10 protein-coding genes and 3 tRNA genes are annotated in these 18,941 nt (G+C 57.2%); 6 read left to right on the top strand and 7 right to left on the bottom strand.

The genetic code is table 11. The features are described from left to right. The first annotated feature begins 114 nt into the window (after nt 1–114). Together csdA and csdE are read left to right on the top strand one after the other, a co-directional pair. A complete protein-coding gene (gene csdA / locus DFO52_RS13610; RefSeq protein WP_133550563.1) occupies nt 115–1,320 on the top strand; it encodes a cysteine desulfurase CsdA in 1,206 nt (401 codons plus the stop codon). Further along, nucleotides 1,320–1,766 (top strand): cysteine desulfurase sulfur acceptor subunit CsdE, encoded by a 447-nt coding sequence (gene csdE / locus DFO52_RS13605; protein WP_023333259.1) that lies wholly within the window; start codon nt 1,320–1,322, stop codon nt 1,764–1,766. The genes csdA and csdE overlap by 1 nt, the downstream gene beginning before the upstream one ends. Here csdE and tcdA read toward each other — a convergent pair. Both tcdA and mltA read right to left on the bottom strand, forming a co-directional pair. After that, nucleotides 1,757–2,563, bottom strand: coding sequence for a tRNA cyclic N6-threonylcarbamoyladenosine(37) synthase TcdA (gene tcdA, locus DFO52_RS13600; RefSeq protein ID WP_008499651.1), 807 nt, complete (start codon nt 2,561–2,563; stop codon nt 1,757–1,759). The two genes, csdE and tcdA, sit on opposite strands and share 10 nt — an antisense overlap. A 75-nt stretch (nt 2,564–2,638) precedes the next feature. Next, nucleotides 2,639–3,736, bottom strand: a complete 1,098-nt coding sequence (gene mltA, locus DFO52_RS13595) for a murein transglycosylase A (protein ID WP_023309035.1) — start codon at nt 3,734–3,736, stop codon at nt 2,639–2,641. A gap of 208 nt (nt 3,737–3,944) precedes the next feature. Between mltA and DFO52_RS13590 the strand changes: the two genes are divergently transcribed. The 3 genes from DFO52_RS13590 (at nt 3,945) to DFO52_RS13580 (ending at nt 4,263) form a co-directional block, all read left to right on the top strand. Beyond that, a tRNA-Met gene (locus DFO52_RS13590) sits at nt 3,945–4,021 on the top strand. A gap of 44 nt (nt 4,022–4,065) precedes the next feature. After that, nucleotides 4,066–4,142, top strand: a tRNA-Met gene (locus DFO52_RS13585). A 44-nt stretch (nt 4,143–4,186) separates the two neighbouring features. Then, a tRNA-Met gene (locus tag DFO52_RS13580) sits at nt 4,187–4,263 on the top strand. A gap of 88 nt (nt 4,264–4,351) precedes the next feature. Here the strand turns inward: DFO52_RS13580 and amiC are convergent. Beyond that, nucleotides 4,352–5,605: an N-acetylmuramoyl-L-alanine amidase AmiC gene (gene amiC, locus DFO52_RS13575; protein ID WP_133550562.1), complete on the bottom strand. Its 1,254-nt coding sequence runs from the start codon at nt 5,603–5,605 to the stop codon at nt 4,352–4,354. Nucleotides 5,606–5,832: 227 nt separating this feature from the next. Between amiC and argA the strand changes: the two genes are divergently transcribed. Beyond that, nucleotides 5,833–7,164 carry an amino-acid N-acetyltransferase gene (gene argA / locus DFO52_RS13570; protein ID WP_023309037.1) on the top strand — a complete coding sequence of 444 codons (1,332 nt, stop codon included), beginning with the start codon at nt 5,833–5,835 and terminating at the stop codon, nt 7,162–7,164. Between the two features lie 34 nt (nt 7,165–7,198). Here the strand turns inward: argA and recD are convergent, their stop codons facing one another. The 4 genes from recD to recC form a co-directional block, all read right to left on the bottom strand. Next, nucleotides 7,199–9,019: an exodeoxyribonuclease V subunit alpha gene (gene recD, locus DFO52_RS13565; protein ID WP_133550561.1), complete on the bottom strand. Its 1,821-nt coding sequence runs from the start codon at nt 9,017–9,019 to the stop codon at nt 7,199–7,201. Next, on the bottom strand, nt 9,016–12,558 hold the full coding sequence (gene recB / locus DFO52_RS13560; RefSeq protein ID WP_133550560.1) for an exodeoxyribonuclease V subunit beta: 3,543 nt from the start codon (nt 12,556–12,558) through the stop codon (nt 9,016–9,018). Before recB ends, recD begins: the two co-directional genes overlap by 4 nt. After that, nucleotides 12,555–15,422, bottom strand: a complete 2,868-nt coding sequence (gene ptrA / locus DFO52_RS13555) for a pitrilysin (protein WP_133550559.1) — start codon at nt 15,420–15,422, stop codon at nt 12,555–12,557. Before ptrA ends, recB begins: the two co-directional genes overlap by 4 nt. A gap of 140 nt (nt 15,423–15,562) precedes the next feature. Then, a complete protein-coding gene (recC, locus tag DFO52_RS13550) occupies nt 15,563–18,937 on the bottom strand; it encodes an exodeoxyribonuclease V subunit gamma (RefSeq protein ID WP_133550558.1) in 3,375 nt (1,124 codons plus the stop codon). Nucleotides 18,938–18,941 lie beyond the last annotated feature (4 nt).

Here is an 18,941-nt window from a genome sequence, read left to right as displayed (position 1 = left end):
CATAACCTGCTTTTTTGAGGTCGTAAGGATAAGCAGACAATTCTGATAGATATCAACCTCCTTGCCCTGCCGCTGAAATTGCGCGACGATCGCTATATTGAAATGAGGAATCCCATGAACGCTTTCAGTCCTGCGCAGTTCCGCGCACAGTTTCCGGCCCTGGCCGATGCCGGTATTTACCTGGATAGCGCCGCCACCGCCCTTAAGCCACAGGCGGTGATTGAGGCCACGCAGCAGTTCTACAGCCTGAGCGCCGGGAACGTGCATCGCAGCCAGTTTGCCGAAGCGCAGCGATTAACCGCGCGCTACGAAGCCGCACGCGATCAGGTCGCGCGTCTGATCAATGCCGAAAGCGGGAAAAACATCGTCTGGACGCGCGGCACGACCGAGGCCATCAATATGGTGGCCCAGTGCTACGCGCGCCCGCTGCTTCAGCCGGGCGATGAGATCGTCGTCAGCGAGGCGGAACATCACGCCAACCTGGTGCCATGGCTGATGGCGGCCGAGCAAACGGGTGCACGCGTGGTGAAGCTTCCACTGGGTGCAGACCTTCTTCCCGACGTAGCCCGTCTCCACGAACTGATTACCCCCCGCAGCCGCATTCTGGCGCTCGGACAGATGTCGAACGTCACGGGAGGTTGCCCGGACCTGGCTCAGGCTATTCGCATTGCCCATGCCAGCGGGATGGTGGTGATGGTCGACGGCGCTCAGGGCGTGGTGCACTTCCCCGCTGATGTGCAGGCGCTTGATATCGACTTCTATGCCTTCTCAGGACATAAGCTCTACGGGCCAACCGGTATAGGGGCGCTGTACGGCAAGCCAGAACTGCTGGCAAAAATGACGCCGTGGCTGGGTGGCGGCAAAATGATCGCCGAAGTGTCGTTCGATGGCTTCAAAACTCAGGATGTTCCCTATCGCCTGGAGGCCGGTACGCCGAACGTGGCGGGAGTGATTGGCTTAAGCGCGGCGCTAGAGTGGCTGGCTGAAACCGACATTGTTCAGGCTGAAAGCTGGAGCCGGGGGCTGGCGACGCTGGCAGAGGAAGAGCTCAAAAAGCGCCCGGGCTTCCGCTCGTTCCGCGTTCAGGACTCAAGCCTGCTCGCCTTTGATTTTGCGGGCGTTCACCATAGCGACATGGTGACGCTGCTCGCCGGGTACGGCATTGCCCTGCGTGCCGGACAGCACTGCGCCCAGCCGCTGCTGGCGGCGCTCGGCGTTAACGGTACGCTGCGCGCCTCGTTTGCGCCGTACAATACCCAAAGCGATGTCGACGCGCTGGTTGCCGCCGTTGACCGAGCCCTTGAAATACTGGTGGATTAATGACTAGCGCTGCTTTAGCCGGACATCCGTTTGGCACGGTCATAACAGAAGAGACCTTAAAACAGACCTTCGCCCCGCTCCAGCAGTGGGAAGATAAATATCGACAGCTGATCCTGCTGGGTAAACAGCTCCCTGCCCTTTCAGACGATCTCAAAGCGCAGGCGAAAGAAATAGCTGGCTGTGAAAACCGCGTCTGGCTGGGCGTGAGCGTCTCCGGCGAGAAGCTGCACTTCTTCGGCGACAGCGAAGGCCGCATCGTCCGGGGCCTGCTGGCCGTATTGTTGACCGCTGTGGAAGGGAAAAGCGCGGCGGAATTGCTGGCACATTCGCCGCTGGCGTTATTTGATGAGCTGGGGCTGCGCGCGCAGCTCAGCGCTTCGCGCGGTCAGGGGTTGATCGCGCTCAGCGACGCGGTACTGGATGCCGCACGTCAGGCTCAGGCCTGACGTTCCGCCTTCGCCATCATTTTCTTGAGGGCGTGAGACACCGCCACAAAGCCGAAGGAGGCGGTCACCATGGTGGCCGCACCAAAACCTGAGGCGCAATCCATTCTCTTTGGCCCTTCCGCCGTACTCTTCATTGCGCAGACTGAACCATCCGCCTGCGGGTAGACCAGCGCTTCGGTCGAGAACACGCAGTCGACGCCCAGCTTGCCTTTGCTGTTCTTCACCACGTTAAAGTCGCTCTTCAGGCGTTCACGCAGCTTGGCAGCCAGCGGATCCTGGATCGTTTTCGCCAGATCGGCCACCTGGATCTGCGTCGGATCGATTTGCCCGCCCGCACCGCCCGTCGTGACCAGCGGCACCTTGTAGCGACGGCAGTATGCGATCAACGCCGCTTTTGGCCGCACGCTGTCGATGGCGTCAATCACATAGCTGTAGCCTTTGCTCATGTACTCCGCGACGTTATCTGCCGTCACAAAGTCGTCGATCACCGTCACGCGGCATTCCGGGTTGATGAGACGAATACGCTCCGCCATCACCTCGGATTTTGCCAGGCCGACGCTATCGCGCAGGGCGTGGATTTGACGGTTAGTGTTGGTGACGCAAACGTCATCCATGTCAATCAGGGTAATTGCGCCAATACCGGTTCTCGCCAGCGCTTCTGCCGCCCACGACCCCACACCACCAATACCCACGACGCAGACGTGCGCATCCGCAAACAGCTGCAGGGCTTTTTCACCATATAAACGTGCCGTTCCGCCAAAACGCTGGCGCCAGGCGTCGCTGATTACCACAGACATAAAACCTCAGATGTAAAAAGGGTGAGGTTTTCCTCACCCTGAACAGTAATCCGTATTGTGCTCAGAATACCACAATCAGCCGCTGAATACGTTTCCAGCACCCGGCGCCGCCTTCAGTACCCACACGCGTCCGTAGTGGTTATACCAGCCCGCGCGATGGCCTGCGTCAGGGCCAATACCCTGATAGATGTCGAAGTGCTGGCCTTTAATTGCCCCGCCGACGTCCAGCGCCACCATCAGACGCAGCTCATACTGACCGTTGAACTTGCCGTTATTGTCCAGCAGAGGGACCTCAGCAAGCAGCGTGGTGCCTGCAGGAATAATCGAACGATCCGATGCTACCGACGCGCGGCCAATCAGCGGAACCGCGCTGGCCCCTTTCACCGGCGCGAAGTTTTGCGGTTTGAAGAAGACGAACGACGGGTTCTGCTCCAGCAGCTCGCGCACCTCGGCTTCGCTGTGTTTCTCGCCCCACTCGCGGATCGCCTGCATCGACATATCTTCTTTCTTCACTTCGCCGCGGTCGATCAGCACCTTGCCGATACTGCGATAGGCGTGGCCGTTTTTACCGGAATAGCTGAAGAAGTTAAGCGGCGACCCGTCGCCAAAATCAATGTAGCCGCTGCCCTGAACGTCCATGATGAAGTTATCCATCAGGGAATTGCTGTAGGCCAGAACGTAGTTTTCGCTCAGCGCACCGGCGTAGATCTCAGCGCGAGACGGCAGACGACCGCGTTTTGGCGGCATACGGTAGATAGGATACTGGAACTCGCCCTGACGGGAGTGTCGTGCCTGGATAACCGGGGTGTAGTAGCCGGTAAACTGGACGTTGCCGTAATTATCGGCCCCTTCCATTTGCCAGGCGTCGATACCAAACTGGCGCATGTTGCGCGTATCGCCGCCTGCTTTCAGCCAATCCTGGACCGCGTTATACACGCTACTCTGGGTGCCATACAGACGCGGCGACGCGTTGCGGATCTGGTAGACCTGCTCGGAGAAATCACCGGCATTAATCGGTGCGCCGACGGCATCAGGCTGATTAACTAAAGAGAAAGGCTGGGATAACTTCCCGTCTTTATACTGTTGACCGCGATCGGTCGGTTTGGAAGAACAGGCCGCAAGAATCGCTACCATTGCGCCCGCCATCAGATACTTCGCCCAACGTCCTTTCATTATATCTCGTCTTTAAGTTGCCCATTTCCGCGTGATGAAGATAACAAACCGCCAGGGCTAATGAAATGCGATCGCATGCCCTTTGGCAAATTTTGCGCAAAAAATAGTCCAAACAGAGCCATGTCGTTCAATTTGCATACAAAATCATGATTTATGTGAAAAAGGGGTTGCATCACAAACCTATCCGAGTATAGTGCGCATCCACGGACGCGGGGTGGAGCAGCCTGGTAGCTCGTCGGGCTCATAACCCGAAGGTCGTCGGTTCAAATCCGGCCCCCGCAACCAATTAAAATTTGATGAAGTATCTTCTACGACTGTAGAAAGACGGACGCGGGGTGGAGCAGCCTGGTAGCTCGTCGGGCTCATAACCCGAAGGTCGTCGGTTCAAATCCGGCCCCCGCAACCAATCAAATTTGAAGAAGTAAGTTTCTACACGAGTAGAAAGACGGACGCGGGGTGGAGCAGCCTGGTAGCTCGTCGGGCTCATAACCCGAAGGTCGTCGGTTCAAATCCGGCCCCCGCAACCAATACTTCTGAAAACAATAAACACCCTCAAGGGTGTTTTTTTGTATCTGTCGTTTGTGAATTTGCCGGGCATTTACCCGGCTGAAAGATTTACCCGCGCCGCGCCAGCGTCGCCCCGTCAGAGAAATACGCCCGTATCCCCGCCAGAATCGACTCCGCCACTTCCTGCTGGAATTTTGCCGTCTTGAGCTTGCGCTCCTCTTCGACGTTACTGATAAACGCGGTTTCGACCAGAATCGACGGGATATCCGGTGCCTTGAGTACCGCAAACCCGGCCTGTTCAACGCTGTTTTTATGCAGCTTATTGATATTGGCCAGCTTGCCCAGCACCGCTTTACCAAACTTCAGGCTGTCGTTAATGGTCAGCGACTGCACCATATCGAACATAGTGTGGTCGACGTAGCGGTCGCCGCTTTTGCTCACGCCACCAATCAGGTCAGAGGCGTTCTGGCTGTCTGCCAGGAATCTTGCTGCGGTACTGGTCGCGCCTTTAGTTGAGAGCGCGAATACCGACGAGCCGCTTGGCTGGCGGCTGGTGAAGGCATCCGCATGGATCGATACGAACAAATCGGCGCGCTGCTTCTGCGCTTTAGCCACCCGGACCTTCAGCGGAATAAAGATATCTTCATTGCGCGTCATATAGGCGCGCATATTGCCTTCTTTATCAATCAACGCCTTCAGACGACGGGCAATTTGCAGCACCACGTCTTTTTCACGCGTGCGGTATTTCCCCACCGCACCGGAGTCTTCGCCGCCGTGTCCTGGATCGAGCATGATCACAATCGGACGATCGCGCCCTGCTTTTCCGGGCTGCGGACCGCTTTGCGCAGGCGGCACCTGACGCTGCAAGTCGCCCTTATTGTAGTCCTCCAGCAGAGCGAGAAGCGGATCCTGGATATCCGTTGCGTTGGACGGGTAGAGATCCATCACCAGACGCTCTTTAAACGTCGCGACGGGCGCCAGGGCGAACAGCTGCGGCTTAACGTTCTGTTTAAGCTCAAACACCATGCGCACGGTTTGTGGATCAAACTGCCCGACGCGCGCCGATTTAATAAACGGATCGTCGCCGCGGATCTGCGCCGCCATCCCTTTCAGCACGGAGTTGAGGTTAACGCCTTCGAGATCCACCACCACGCGTTCCGGGTTGCTGAGGGCAAATTGCTTATATTTCAGCACGCGATTGGATTCGACCGTCACGCGCGTATAGGTCGACGACGGCCAGACGCGCACCGCCACCACCTGACTGGTGGCGGCAAGACCGACCTGACTGACGCTAAGCAACCACATTGCCCCGGCCCCTTTTAACAAACGGCGGCGGCTTATTGCTGAATTGGATCCCGACATGCTTCTCCCGAGCAAGAACACTGACTGATATACAAAATGTCCAAATTGACCGAAAACTTTAACGAATGACGCATAAACTGTCATCTATAAAAGGGTAAACAATCATACGCTAACGCACGGATTACTTACCAATTTCTGTGGGTCGCGGAAAATTTGCACTTGCACACGCGGCCACAATCGAATAAAAATACAGAAATTACGAATAAACATTCATTAAGGGTTGTGCCATGGTGAAGGAACGTAGAACCGAACTGGTCCAGGGATTCCGCCATTCTGTTCCCTATATCAACGCCCATCGGGGAAAAACGTTTGTCATCATGCTTGGTGGCGAAGCCATTGAGCATGAAAATTTTTCCAGCATCGTCAATGACATTGGCCTGCTGCACAGCCTCGGGATCCGCCTGGTGGTGGTGTATGGCGCGCGTCCGCAGATCGACGCCAACCTGGCCGCTCACCACCACGAGCCGATTTACCACAAACACACCCGCGTCACCGATGCCAAAACCCTGGAGCTGGTGAAACAGGCGGCGGGTCTGCTGCAGCTGGATATTACCGCGCGTCTCTCCATGAGCCTGAACAACACGCCGCTGCAGGGGGCGCATATCAACGTCGTGAGCGGCAACTTTATCATTGCCCAGCCGCTCGGCGTGGACGATGGCGTGGATTACTGCCACAGCGGCCGCATTCGTCGTATTGATGAAGAAGCTATTCATCGCCAGCTGGACAGCGGAGCCATCGTGCTGATGGGCCCGGTCGCCGTTTCCGTGACCGGCGAAAGCTTTAACCTGACGTCCGAAGAGATCGCCACGCAGCTGGCGATCAAGCTGAAGGCGGAAAAAATGATTGGGTTCTGCTCCTCACAGGGCGTCGTGGACGCTGAAGGAACAATCGTACCGGAACTCTTCCCGAATGAAGCCCAGGCCCGCGTGGAAGCGCTGGAAGCCGAAGGCGATTACCACTCCGGCACCGTCCGCTTCCTGCGTGGCGCCGTGAAGGCCTGCCGCAGCGGCGTGCGCCGCAGCCACCTGATCAGCTATCAGGAAGACGGGGCCCTGCTCCAGGAGCTGTTCTCCCGCGACGGTATTGGTACACAGATTGTGATGGAGAGTGCGGAGCAGATCCGCCGCGCCACCATCAATGACATCGGCGGCATTCTGGAGCTGATCCGCCCGCTGGAACAGCAGGGTATTCTGGTGCGCCGCTCACGCGAACAGCTGGAGATGGAGATCGACAAATTCACCATTATTCAGCGCGATAACCTGACCATTGCCTGCGCCGCGCTCTATCCGTTCCCGGAAGAGAAGATCGGTGAAATGGCCTGCGTGGCGGTGCATCCTGATTACCGTAGCTCTTCACGCGGCGAAATGCTGCTTGAACGCGTGGCGGCACAGGCGCGCCAGATGGGACTGAGCAAGCTGTTCGTCCTGACGACGCGCAGCATTCACTGGTTCCAGGAGCGCGGATTCACGCCGGTGGATATCGATTCTCTGCCCGAAACGAAGAAAGAGATGTACAACTATCAGCGCCGTTCAAAAGTGCTGATGGCTGACCTGGGATGATACGACGCCCTCACCGTCCGGCGAGGGCTTTCATTCAGAGGGACTCAAATATCGCGCCCAGCCCGCTTCGGCGTTCCGTTCGGGTGGCGATCGCCTGCACCAGCACCCGTTCATCGGCATAAAGAGACAGGCGCTGACGCGCGCGCGTAATGGCGGTATAGATCAGCTCGCGGGTAATTACGGGTGAAAGCTGCGTGGGCAGGATCAGCGCCGCATGGTTAAACTCGGAGCCCTGGGATTTATGCACCGTCATCGCCCAGGCGGTTTCATGCTCGGGTAAACGGCTGGGCTGGAAGGACTTCACGCTCCCGTCCGGCATCTGGAACCAGACGCGCAGGCCCTGACCGCAGTCGAGCGCAATCCCGATATCCCCATTAAACAATCCCAGCGTGCTGTCGTTACGGGAGATCATCACCGGTCGCCCTTCATACCAGCGCGAGTGCGGGGTACGGTTAATTTTGCGTTTTTGCGCCAGCAGCTGTTCCAGCCTGTCGTTCAGACCCCGGACGCCAAAGGGGCCTTCCCTCAGCGCACAGAGCAACTGATACTCGCCAAACGCGGCAATGACCTGCTCCGGCGTACTTTGCTGTTGTACGCCCGTCAGAAAGTGCTGGTACCCCTGCAGGGCGTCGTCCAGCATTGCCTGATACTCTTCCCCACTTTGCAGCGATTTTTTCTCAATATCCGTAAAGGTACCGTCAAATACCGCAGTGGTTGTGCGCCGGTCGCCCCGGTTCACTGCCGCCGCAAGCTGGCCGATGCCGGAGTCGCTGCCGAAACGGTAGCTTTTTTGCAGCAGACACAGGCTGTCGCGCAGCGCCCCTGCAAGCGAATGGTTTTCAGAGGTGAGCGAACATCCGGTGAGACGGGCTAACTCCTGAGCGCGTTCCGCGGTATATCCCAGGCTGGCATAGGTGCAGATATCCCCCAGCACGGCCCCCGCCTCCACGGAGGCAAGCTGGTCGCGATCGCCGAGGAAAATAACGCGCGCGTGCGGCGGTAGCGCATCGATCAAACGCGACATCATCGTCAGGTCAATCATCGACGCCTCATCCACCACCAGCACATCCAGATGCAGGGGATTACCGGCATGGTAGCGCAAACGCTGGCTGCCCGGCTGTGCGCCTAGCAAACGGTGCAGCGTGCTGGCTTCATTGGGGAAAAGCGCAAGCTGATCCCCGGTTAGCGGCAGTTTTTGCAGCGCGCCGCCTAACGATTCAGTCAGACGTGCCGCCGCTTTACCGGTGGGGGCCGCCAGGCGAATACGGCACTTTTGCTCACTCGATAGCTGAATCAGCGCGGCAAGCAGTTTTGCCACAGTGGTCGTTTTCCCGGTGCCCGGGCCGCCAGAAATCACCGAGATCCGACGCGTTAAGGCCACGGCTGCCGCCACTTTCTGCCAGTCTGTCGCGTCGTCAGAGGTAAACAGCGTATCCAGCGTTTGCCGGAGCTGCGCTTCATCGCAGGGAAGCGGGGCGTTGGTCTCGCTGAAGAAGCGCGCTACCGTCAGTTCGTTACGCCACAGCCGGTTAAGATATAAACGCTCGCCGACAAGGATCATTGGCGTCCCGGTATCGGCTCCGCTCACGGCAGGCGAGCCGAGTAATATCTCCTGCCAGTCCACTGCATCCCCCAGCAGCGCGAAACACGCCTGTAAAGCCGGAGGCATTTTCTCATCCACCGCCAGACGCGACAGCGGCAGACATACGTGCCCTTCCCCCGCGTCTTTGCTCAGAATGGCGGCGGCAAGCATGACGGCAGGCTCCTCGCCAGCCACCATCATGGCGAACTGCACATCCAGGTGGCGCAGTAATCGTTGTTCAACCGCGTCCAGCAGTAGCGCCTGCATCGTCATGCCACCTCCTCCGTGCTTGCAGCAAACAGGTTATCCATTTTTTCAATCAGTTCCGCTGCCGGACGCGTGTTAAAGACGCCGGAACGCGGGTCGTTAGCATCCACTCCGCGCAGGAAAAGGTAAATGACGCCGCCAAAATCCGTTTCGTAGCGGTAATCTGCCATGCGATGGCGCAGGTAACGGTGCAGCGCAAGGGTGTAAAGCTGGTACTGCAGATCGTAGCGATGCATTTGCATTGCCGAGGCCATCGCGTCCTGGGTGTAGGCCTCGCTGCTTTCACCCAGCCAGTTCGATTTGTAGTCCAGCAGGTAGTAGCGCCCTTCGTGGCGGAAAACCAGGTCGATAAAGCCTTTGAGCATCCCCTGCACCTGGCGGAAGTTCAGCGGCGGGCACCCGGCGGATAGCGGATCGTACTCGCGGATCAGCGCATCAAGCGCCTCGGCCCTGAGCGGGCTGGCGATGGGAAGATAAAACTCCATCTCCACCTGCTTATCTTTGGCAGTCAACTGGTTCAGCGAGATCCCCTGTGTCGTGAGCGGCGCGTGCAGTACAGCGCGGATCCAGTCGGTGAGAACCGGCTGCCACTGTGCGTCGTAGCCGCCGCTCTGTAACATCTTCAGCACCCACTCTTCGGATACCGGCTGGGTAAAATCCAGCTCTTCAAACAGGCTGTGCAAAAACGTGCCCGGCGAGGCGCCGCGCGGAAACTGGTGCGGCGTGAGCACCGGCTCAGCGGGTACGCTACCGGCTCCTGCGGCATCCACGTCCAGTTTTGGCATCAGATCTTGCGCAATACTCTGCCCGTGCTGCTGTAAACCGGAGTAGCTGGTGACGCGCCAGTCGTCGGCAATGGTACGTACTACCTGGCGGGCATGGAGCGCTGACTCACGTAGCTCCGGCATCTGCCAGCGGCTGTTGTCGGGCTGCGACGGAATATGCAGGGCAACATGCTCTGTGCAAAGTGATTCGATGCACTGGCGCAGGCCTGCCGCGTCTTTGGGTTCACCGTGCTGAATAAGCCGCCCCAGCGCGCTCAGATGAAAATCGCTCTCCCCGGTCTTTTCGCCACGGCGACGGAACAGAGGCGCAACGCCCAGGCTGCAGTGCCAGACCGAACGGGTCAGCGCCACGTAAAGCAGGCGCAGGTCTTCCGCCAGACGCTCGGCTTCGGCCAGCTCAACGCTGGACTCCGCGTTGCTGAGATCGAGCACCGCCTCAAAAGACTCGCGATCGTGGTAAAAGGCCTGATCCTGCACGCGATAATTGGCGATAAACGGCAGCCAGACCAGTGGATATTCCAGGCCTTTCGACTTGTGAATGGTGACGATCTGCACCAGATGTTTATCACTCTCAAGGCGCATCTGCTGGCTGGACGAATTGCTGTTCGGATCGGCAATCTGCTGCGCCAGCCAGCGTACCAGAGCGTGTTCGCTCTCCAGCTGCGTACCGGCTTCCTGCAGCAGTTCGCTGATATGTAAAATATCGGTCAAACGGCGCTCGCCGCCTGCTGTCGCCAGCATATTCTCCGCAATGTGGCGCTGCGCCATGAGCTCGCGCACCATCGCCATCACGCCACGCTTCTGCCATTTTTCGCGGTAGCGAACAAACTCTTCTACCACGGCATCCCACGCGGCTTCGTCATTGTTGAGCGCATCAATATCCCGCGCGTTCAGCCCGAGCATCGCGCTCGCTAATGCGCTACGCAGCGTGCTTTCCCGCTCCGGAGCCAGCACGGCCTGCAGCAGCCATAGCATCTCCTGCGCTTCCAGCGTTTCAAAGACGCTGTCTCGGTTTGAGAGATAGACGGAGGGGATATTCAGTAACGTCAGGGCATCGCGGATGAGCGCGGCTTCCTGACGGCTGCGAACCAGCACCGTGATATCGGATGCCTTTACCGGCGCAGGTTTATCCCCCTTCCACAGCAGCGCTTTACCGTGCGCGCCCGCACTGAGCCAGTCGCGGATTTGCGCGGCACAGTGCTGGGCCATCGCATTTTGATAGTCGGCAACGCCATAGCCTTCCCCATCCAGCAGCCAGAAGTTCATGGCAGGCTGCGTCTCGCCGTTGAACTCGAAGCGCAACGAGGCATTTTTCTCGGCAAATTTTACCGGCTGAAACGGGATCTCCCGGAACATAAACGCCGTATCCATGCGGCTGAAGAGCGCGTTGACGCTTTCCACCATGCCGGGAGAGGAGCGCCAGTTGGTGTCGAGCGTATAGTGCGCGTCAACCTCGCTGCGGGCTTTCATGTAGGTGAAAATATCCGCACCGCGGAAGGCATAAATGGCCTGTTTCGGATCGCCGATTAACAACAGCGCGGTACCGGGCTGCTGGCGCCAGATACGACGGAAAATGCGGTATTGTTGAGGGTCGGTATCCTGAAATTCGTCAATCATCGCCACCGGAAAGCGGGTGCGAATCGCGGCGGCAAGCGCTTCGCCATTTTCACTGCACAGCGCCGCATCGAGTCGGCTCAGCATATCGTCAAACCCCAGTTCACCCCGGCGGCGTTTCTCACGCGCGACGGCGTCGCGAATTTCCGTCATGGCGCGGGTAATCATCAGATCGTTGAGCGTTAAAGGCTCAGCCAGCAGGGTTTCAATCGCCACAAACAGAGGATGCTCAGGCACAATGCCGTCGGCTTTGGTCCGCTCAACCAGGAAACGCCGGGAGAATTTCTCCAGCGCGTCCGGGAGCTGGTAGCCTCGCGTCTCTTCCTGCGCCCAGGCGCTGATCTTGTCGATCCATTTCCCCTGATTGCCACGGTTAAACTTGCGTCGGTCAATCCCGGAATTTTCGATGATTGCGTCAATCTCGCCAACGGACTCAATCCATTTTTGCTTGATGTCGGCAATTCTCGCGATGATTTTTTCATGCCGTGAGGCCAGGGTTTCATCCGCTGGCGGCGGGGATTTTATGACCGGCGCTTCACCCTGCAGATAACGATCGATAGCGCGCAGCAGCGCCTCCGGACCCTTCCACAGGGCATGTACCGCTTCGGCGATATCGCGCTGTAACGGGTAGCAGTGGCGACGCCAGAAATCCGCGCAGGCCTGATAGCGAAGCACGGATTCATCTTCAATGAGCTGCTGTTCAAACAGCATTCCGGATTCAAATGCATTCAGGCTCAGCATACGCTGGCAAAAACCGTGAATGGTGAAGACGGACGCTTCATCCATCTGCCGTTCAGCGAGGAGCAGCCACTGGGCTGCCTGTTGCTTATCGGCAATCTCTTCCAGAAGGCTCGCGTAGAGAGGGTTATCCGTGCTCTGACGCAGACAGGCGATGCGCAGCTCGTGGATATTGCTGCGAATACGGCCCCGCAGCTCAGCGGTGGCAGCCTCGGTGAAGGTAACCACCAGCAGCTCTTCCACGCTCAAAGGGCGTGGAAAAGCTGCGTTGCCGCCAAGCCCCAGCAGCAGACGCAGATAGAGGGCGGCAATGGTGAAGGTTTTTCCCGTTCCCGCTGAGGCTTCAATCAATCGTTCACCCTGCAGAGGTAAACGTAAGGGATCAAGGGACTCAGCGGTATCGGTCATTCTTTCTTACTCCAGGGCATAGATTGCTGCAGCGCGCTGACGCTCTTCCAGACTTTCCAGCCTTTCGGGTTCACGTACTCCGTTTTCCCGTTCTGGCTACCGGAAACCTGAGACAGGATGGTGATTCCCTGCGGCTTAATGACCGCCTGATGGAAGAAGTCGGCAACCTTCTGCGGCGTCAGCTGTTTTATCTCGGCCACTACTTTATCACGCGAATCAAATTTCAGATTACCGCGATCGAAATCTTTGCTCAGCTGCGAGGCTTCTTCACCCAGCGTCTGCGGCGGCTGCATCACCTGTGCGATGACGGCCTGCTGGATCTGAGCAAACTCTTCCGGCTTCATGGCGCGGAGTTTTGCTTCCACCTGCGGGAAGAAGGCCTGGTAACGCTTCCAGAGATACGCCGGCTGTTTATCGCTGCTTTGCAGCAGGAAACCCAGCCCCCACTGTCGACCTACGTTCATGGAGAAGGCAAACACCGCGTAGCCAAGCTGCTCCTCTGTGCGTAACTGGTTATAGAACCACGGCTGAATAATTTGCCCCAGCACGGCACTCTGCGCTGAGCTGGCGAATTCATCATAGCCCGTTGGCACAAATACCGCGGCCAGCGCGGAATCCGTGCTGTTACCCGACTTTTCAAAAATCACATTCTGTTTTTTCTCAACCAGCACGTCCTGGTTGCGGCACCACTCGTCGCCTTTCGAACCGAGCTGAGTGCGCACATTCTCCGCAAGGGTTTTGGCCTGATCCTCACTCATGTTGCCGACGATCAGGAACTCCGGACGCGTGTTGGTTTTCAGCGCGTCACGGTAAGCCAGCACGTCTTTTAAGGTGATCGAAGGCAACAGCGCGCGGCGGTCCTCTCGCTGGAAATAAGGAACTTGTGACAGCATTTGCGCCGGCATAAGCGCCAGATCGTAAGCTTTGCCCTTCTCCGCAGAATCCATCATCTGCGCATACCATGATTTGGCCTGCTCAAGCTGCTCTTCCGTCGGCGTGTAGCTGAAATACCCTTCCAGCAGCGCCTGGAACAGCTGAGGCAAACGCTGGGTATAGCCGTTTGCATTGAGCATCAAACCGTTGTTGGCGTTGGTGGAGAAGCTGATCCCGCCCACGGCCGCCTGGTTGCTGAGCTGATCGAGCGCAATCCCGGCGAGATAGTCATTGAGCGCGAACATCACCTGATTTTTAGCGCTGTTCATCGCTTTCGGGTTACGCAGCACCACGCTGACATCGGCCTTTGGCTCGCTTGCGAAGTAGCGGCTGGGGGTGTACACCACACGCAGGGTAGGCTCATCAACGATCAGCGCCGGGTGCGGGTAATCTTTAGTCGTTTTGATCAGCGAGAAGTCATCCGGAATATAGGGGTTCAGCTCCGGCAGCTTCAACGCAATCTCCCCGGCCTTCTTCTGCCAGTCGGCGAAGGTCTGCGCGCTGATTTTGTCCACCTGATAAGGAGCATCGACAAAATACGCCGTCTTGTTATGCGGTTCGTTCGGGCTGATGTACCAGATGCGGGCATTCTCCGGAGTCATCATCGCCAGTCGGGCTTTTACCGCATCGGCATCATAGCGGTCGGCAATATTGACCGCATCGAGGGTGTGTTCCACCGGCACGCGGATCATGGTATCCGCCAGCCACTCAACGTAATCCATATCGCGGGTAATGGACGGGTAACGGAAATCGAGATCCAGCACGTGGGCGAGCTCATCAAAGTAGCGCTTATCGACGCCTTTCTCACGCAGTAAAGAGAGGTAGCTGAAGATCGCCGCCACCACTTCGTCACGGTTTGCCAGGCCCTTGTCGGTCAAGGTGGCGGAGATCGCCAGCACGCCGCTATTGCCGTTCACAACCGGATCGGAATCGGCGCGAATACCCTCCACCAGCCCCTGTTTTTGCAGCCAGTCAGAAAGCGTGCCCGGGCTACGGTTACCTATCAGGTAGGTCACCAGCTCATCGGTTTTACTGCGAAACTGTGCGGTGTTGTTATCGATGCGGAATTCCACGCGCAGCACTTTGCGCGGCAGCGCCGGCACGTAGTGGATCACAATGCCCTTTTGCGCGTCCGTGACCACCGGTACATCTATCTGCGGCAGGTCGATATTTTTATTCGGCACCCGGCCAAACGTTTTAGCCGCCATGCCTGCCAGTTCTGGCAACGGTTTATTGCTGTAGATGACCGCTTTCATCAGGTTGGCAGAGTAGTATTTATCGCGAAACGCGTGCAGGGCATCAAGCACCGGGCTGTTCGGTTTGTCGCTTAACGTCTCCAGGTTACCGCCGGAGAAACGCGACCCCGGGTGCGCAGGGTTGATGGTTTCAGCGCTGACCTGGGCCATGCGCATACCGTCTCGCGTGCGGGCAAGGGTCAACTCAGCATTGACGGCATTACGTTCACGGTCGGCATATTTTTTATCCAGCAGGGGGGCGGCGATGGAATCAGCAAGGCGATCGACCGCGCCTTCCAGCGCATCATTTTCGACTTCGAGATAAAAGGCCGTGCGGTACGGTGCCGTACTGGCATTGTGGCTGCCGCCATGCATTTTCAAAAATTCGGACAGGCTATCTGGCTGCGGGTATTTTTTTGACCCCATCAGCGTCATATGTTCCAGATAGTGTGCAAGTCCAGGATGCGCGTCAGGATCTTCCAGCGATCCAACCGGCACCACTAATGCCGAGAGGGACTTCACCGCCTGCGGATCAGAAACCAGCAGCACAGTCATGCCGTTATCAAGACGAATAGCCTGATATTGACGGGTATCTTTTTCGCTTTTACGAATAGTTTCCTGAACGGGTTGCCAACCGGAGTCTGCCTGAGTGACAGGTACCCAGAGGGCGAAAAACAAAACAAACGCTTTAAACAAGGTGCTACCTCTTTATCACGGCTACATCATTAATACATTGCGTGCTGGACACGCCAACATCTCTTTATTGGGTACATCAGTCCGTGATAAGAAGTGCATCATAAATGAACACCCCATACTGCGCAATTTTTATACAGCACTCAGGACTGATTAAATTTAAACAACGGCAGCAGGTAGCGCTGCGCCTCTTCCGTGATGGCCTCAAAGTACTCTGGCTCAAGCGTTCGCCATAAACGCTGATACCAGACATCTTCACCTTCGCCCCGCACCATCATGTTACCTTCGTAGGCCTGCATAAATTTACTGCGCGCTTTCTGCAGTGACGCCTCATCCGTTAACATCGCATCATTCTGTGCGTCATAACAGGCTTTTATCCAGGCCCCGCCACTTTCCGGCAGTAGCAGGAGCGGTTTGTTCATTCCCTGACGGTAGCCCTCAATGTACAAAGACAGATACCGTAACGCCTGCTCAGACTCCATCGGCGGGAAGCGCCATTCGCCCTCTTTGCGCACGAAAATCCGACTTTCACCTTTATGACCATCCGCACTGTAGACAAGATGTTCCAGCCAGAGTTGCAAACCCTGTGAAACGCTAAGCATAGAGGGTCGCCAGCGCAGCAGCCCGTCCGGCTGAACCTGGGTTAACCAGCCCGTGAGCTGTACACCATTGCAGTTGAGATCGATTTCAATGCTTTTTCCTGGCTGTCGGCACTCTCTTACGCGCTCTGCCAGGGCGGTCATCTCCTGACACTGCGCCTCCCACACAATTTCTCCGAACGCCCCATAGGGCAGCTGTCCTGCAGCACGGTAGCGGCGGTAAAGTTTGTCCGCATCTTCCTCTTCAACCAGCGCATTCAACAGCTGCAGGTTTAACTGGTAGCGCTCCAGCCCTTCCAGCGTAAAGGGCTCTGCATCAGGAATTTCACTCTCTTCAGAACGGAAATTGACCTGCAATCGCTGCTGGAAGAAGGCGCGCACCGGATGCGCCCAAAACCGTTGAAGCTGTTCGAAGGTAAGGGTATCGACAGGGCGCGGGTCAAGCTCCTGTATGAAGTCGGTATGCGCACTCCCCTCCTTTTTCGCTGCCGGTAACCACTCCTGCGCATAGCTCTGGCGCTCGCTGGCCGTGTAGTTCACCGGGTCAAACGGCATGCGGCTGTGGAAACAGGTGATATGAGCTTTCACCCTCTGCTCGCTTTCATCGCAGTTGCGCTCTTCATCCCCCGGCAGATAGTGGCTCTGGCCGATATAGTCCACCAGCTCCTGCACCAGAACGGAGGGAAAACGCTCGCTGTTGTCCTGAATGGAACGGCCGATATAGCTGATATAGAGCTTACTCTGGGCGGAAATGAGCGCCTCAAGGAAGAGGTAGCGGTCATCATCGCGGCGGCTCCGGTCACCCCGTTTTGGATCTGCGCTCATCAAATCGAACCCCAGCGGCGCCAGCGCTCGCGGATAAACGCCGTCGTTCATGCCAAGCAGACAAACCACTTTAAACGGGATAGAACGCATTGGCATCAGGGTGCAGATATTGATGGGGCCAGCCAGGAAACGCTGGCTGATTCGCTCCTGATCGAGCCGCTGCGTCAGCTCATCCCTCAACAGCGACAGCGGGATGGCATCCTTATAGGGGGAGTTCACGCCTTCATCGATGATCGCCTGCCACTGCGTTTCAATCAGTGCCATTGCCGCTTCGGTGTCACTGTCTGGCAGGAAGAAATCATTAAGCAATGCCCTGCAAACCGGGAGCCACGCTTCAAGCGGACGCGGCTGCATCAGCTCGTGTCGCCAGCGGTTAAGCTGCATCAGGAGTGACGCTAAATGCCCCACCAGTTCAGCTATTAACCCGCTGGACTCATCGTAAGGCAGCACCTCATTCCACTCGCCCTGGCTGCTCTCCATGGCGTAGCCCAGCAGCATACGCGTCAGGCCAAAACGCCACGTATGCTGCCCGGTAGGAGGAAGTTCGAACTCCTGAACGTTATCGTCATCGATCCCCCACCGAACGCCAGATTCGTTCACCCACTGACGAAGGTAGCGCAGCCCCTCTTCAGTGATGCTGAAGCGTGCAGCCAGCACGGGAACATCCAGTAACGCCAGGACATCTTCGGAGATAAAGCGGCTGTCCGGCAGTGAAAGCAGAGTGATAAAGGCCTGCAGTGCCGGATGCGACTGGCGGGCACGACGGTCAGAGATAGCGTAAGGCAGATATCGCTCGCCCGTCGCACTACCAAAGACAGCCTGAATGAAGGGACTGTAGCTGTCGATATCCGCCACCATCACCACAATATCGCGTGGCGTCAGTTCGGGATCGTCCTGCAGCATCGCCAGCAGCTGGTCGTGAAGCACTTCGACCTCACGCTGAGGGCTATGGCAAACATGGATCGTGACGCTGCGATCGTCAGCATCCAGCTTGCGCTTGCTGTCGCTGCGTTCGAATTCGTTCGCCGTCACGCCCATCACGGCACGGTTTTCCAGATCGAGGATATCCAGCTGAATATGATGCAGCAGGCTATCCGGGGTAATGTCGACAAAGGCATCCACGTCGCCTTCGCCTGAAGAAGTGATGTCTGAAAGCATGTGAATGTAGTCACGCCCCAGCTTCCCCCAAGAGGCAAGCAGTGGATTGGGCAGGTTCTGGATACCGTCTTCATCAAAAAGCTGCCCGGCAGTCGAGCCGTCTTTAAACAGCGGGACGGAACGTTCTTCAAAAAGGCGCTTTCGTTGGCGAGTTACCAGCCGCGCAAGCCAACGTTCGTCGAGGATATCCCCCCAATACTGTCGGCAAGGGTTGGTGAACAAAATATGGATATCAATATGTTTACCCAGCGCGTTCAACGCCTTCAGATAAACAGGCGGTAATGCGGATATCCCGCAGATAAAAACGCGTGACGGCAGTCGGGCCGGGCGCTCCGGAGCATTCTCGAGTATGGAGATAAACCGATCGTACAGGTTGGCACGGTGCCACTTAGGCTGCCCAAGTTTCTCCGTATGCTCTACCAGTGCTTTCCACAGCGGTGCCTGCCATATTTGCGCCTCCGGTAGCCCTTCAACCAGCTCGCCTGCTTCCCAACGAATTAACCAGTCAGAACGGTAAACAAGGTATTGGTCGTAGAGATCGGCGGTGCGCGACGCCAGCTGGAACAGCTTGCGCTTATCGGTATCGTCATTGAGGTAGTGGCGCAGCATGGCGAATTCATCGTGCTGCAGCATTTCCGGCAGCAGCGCCATCAGCTTCCAGCTCATGCCTTGTTTGTTGAAGGCGCTCTGCTCCGGGATGTCCGGCAACACGCGCACAAACATCTCCCAGATAAAGCTCGCGGGGAGCGGGAAATCAATATTTGCGGCTATGCCAAATTTACGGGAAAGCGACATTTGCAGCCACTGTGCCATACCGGTGCTCTGCACCAGCACCATTTCAGGCTCAAAAGGATCGTCAAGCCGCTCGCGCTCAACGATAAATTCCATCAGCGCTTCCAGCACATCCAGACGATTTGAGTGGTAGACCCTTAACATAGAC

This window comes from Enterobacter sp. AG326 (genome assembly GCF_004362415.1).
In the GTDB taxonomy this organism is placed as follows: Bacteria; Pseudomonadota; Gammaproteobacteria; order Enterobacterales; family Enterobacteriaceae; genus Enterobacter; species Enterobacter asburiae.
Note: the sequence above shows the minus strand (reverse complement) of the source record. Positions and strands in the feature narration are given on the sequence as shown.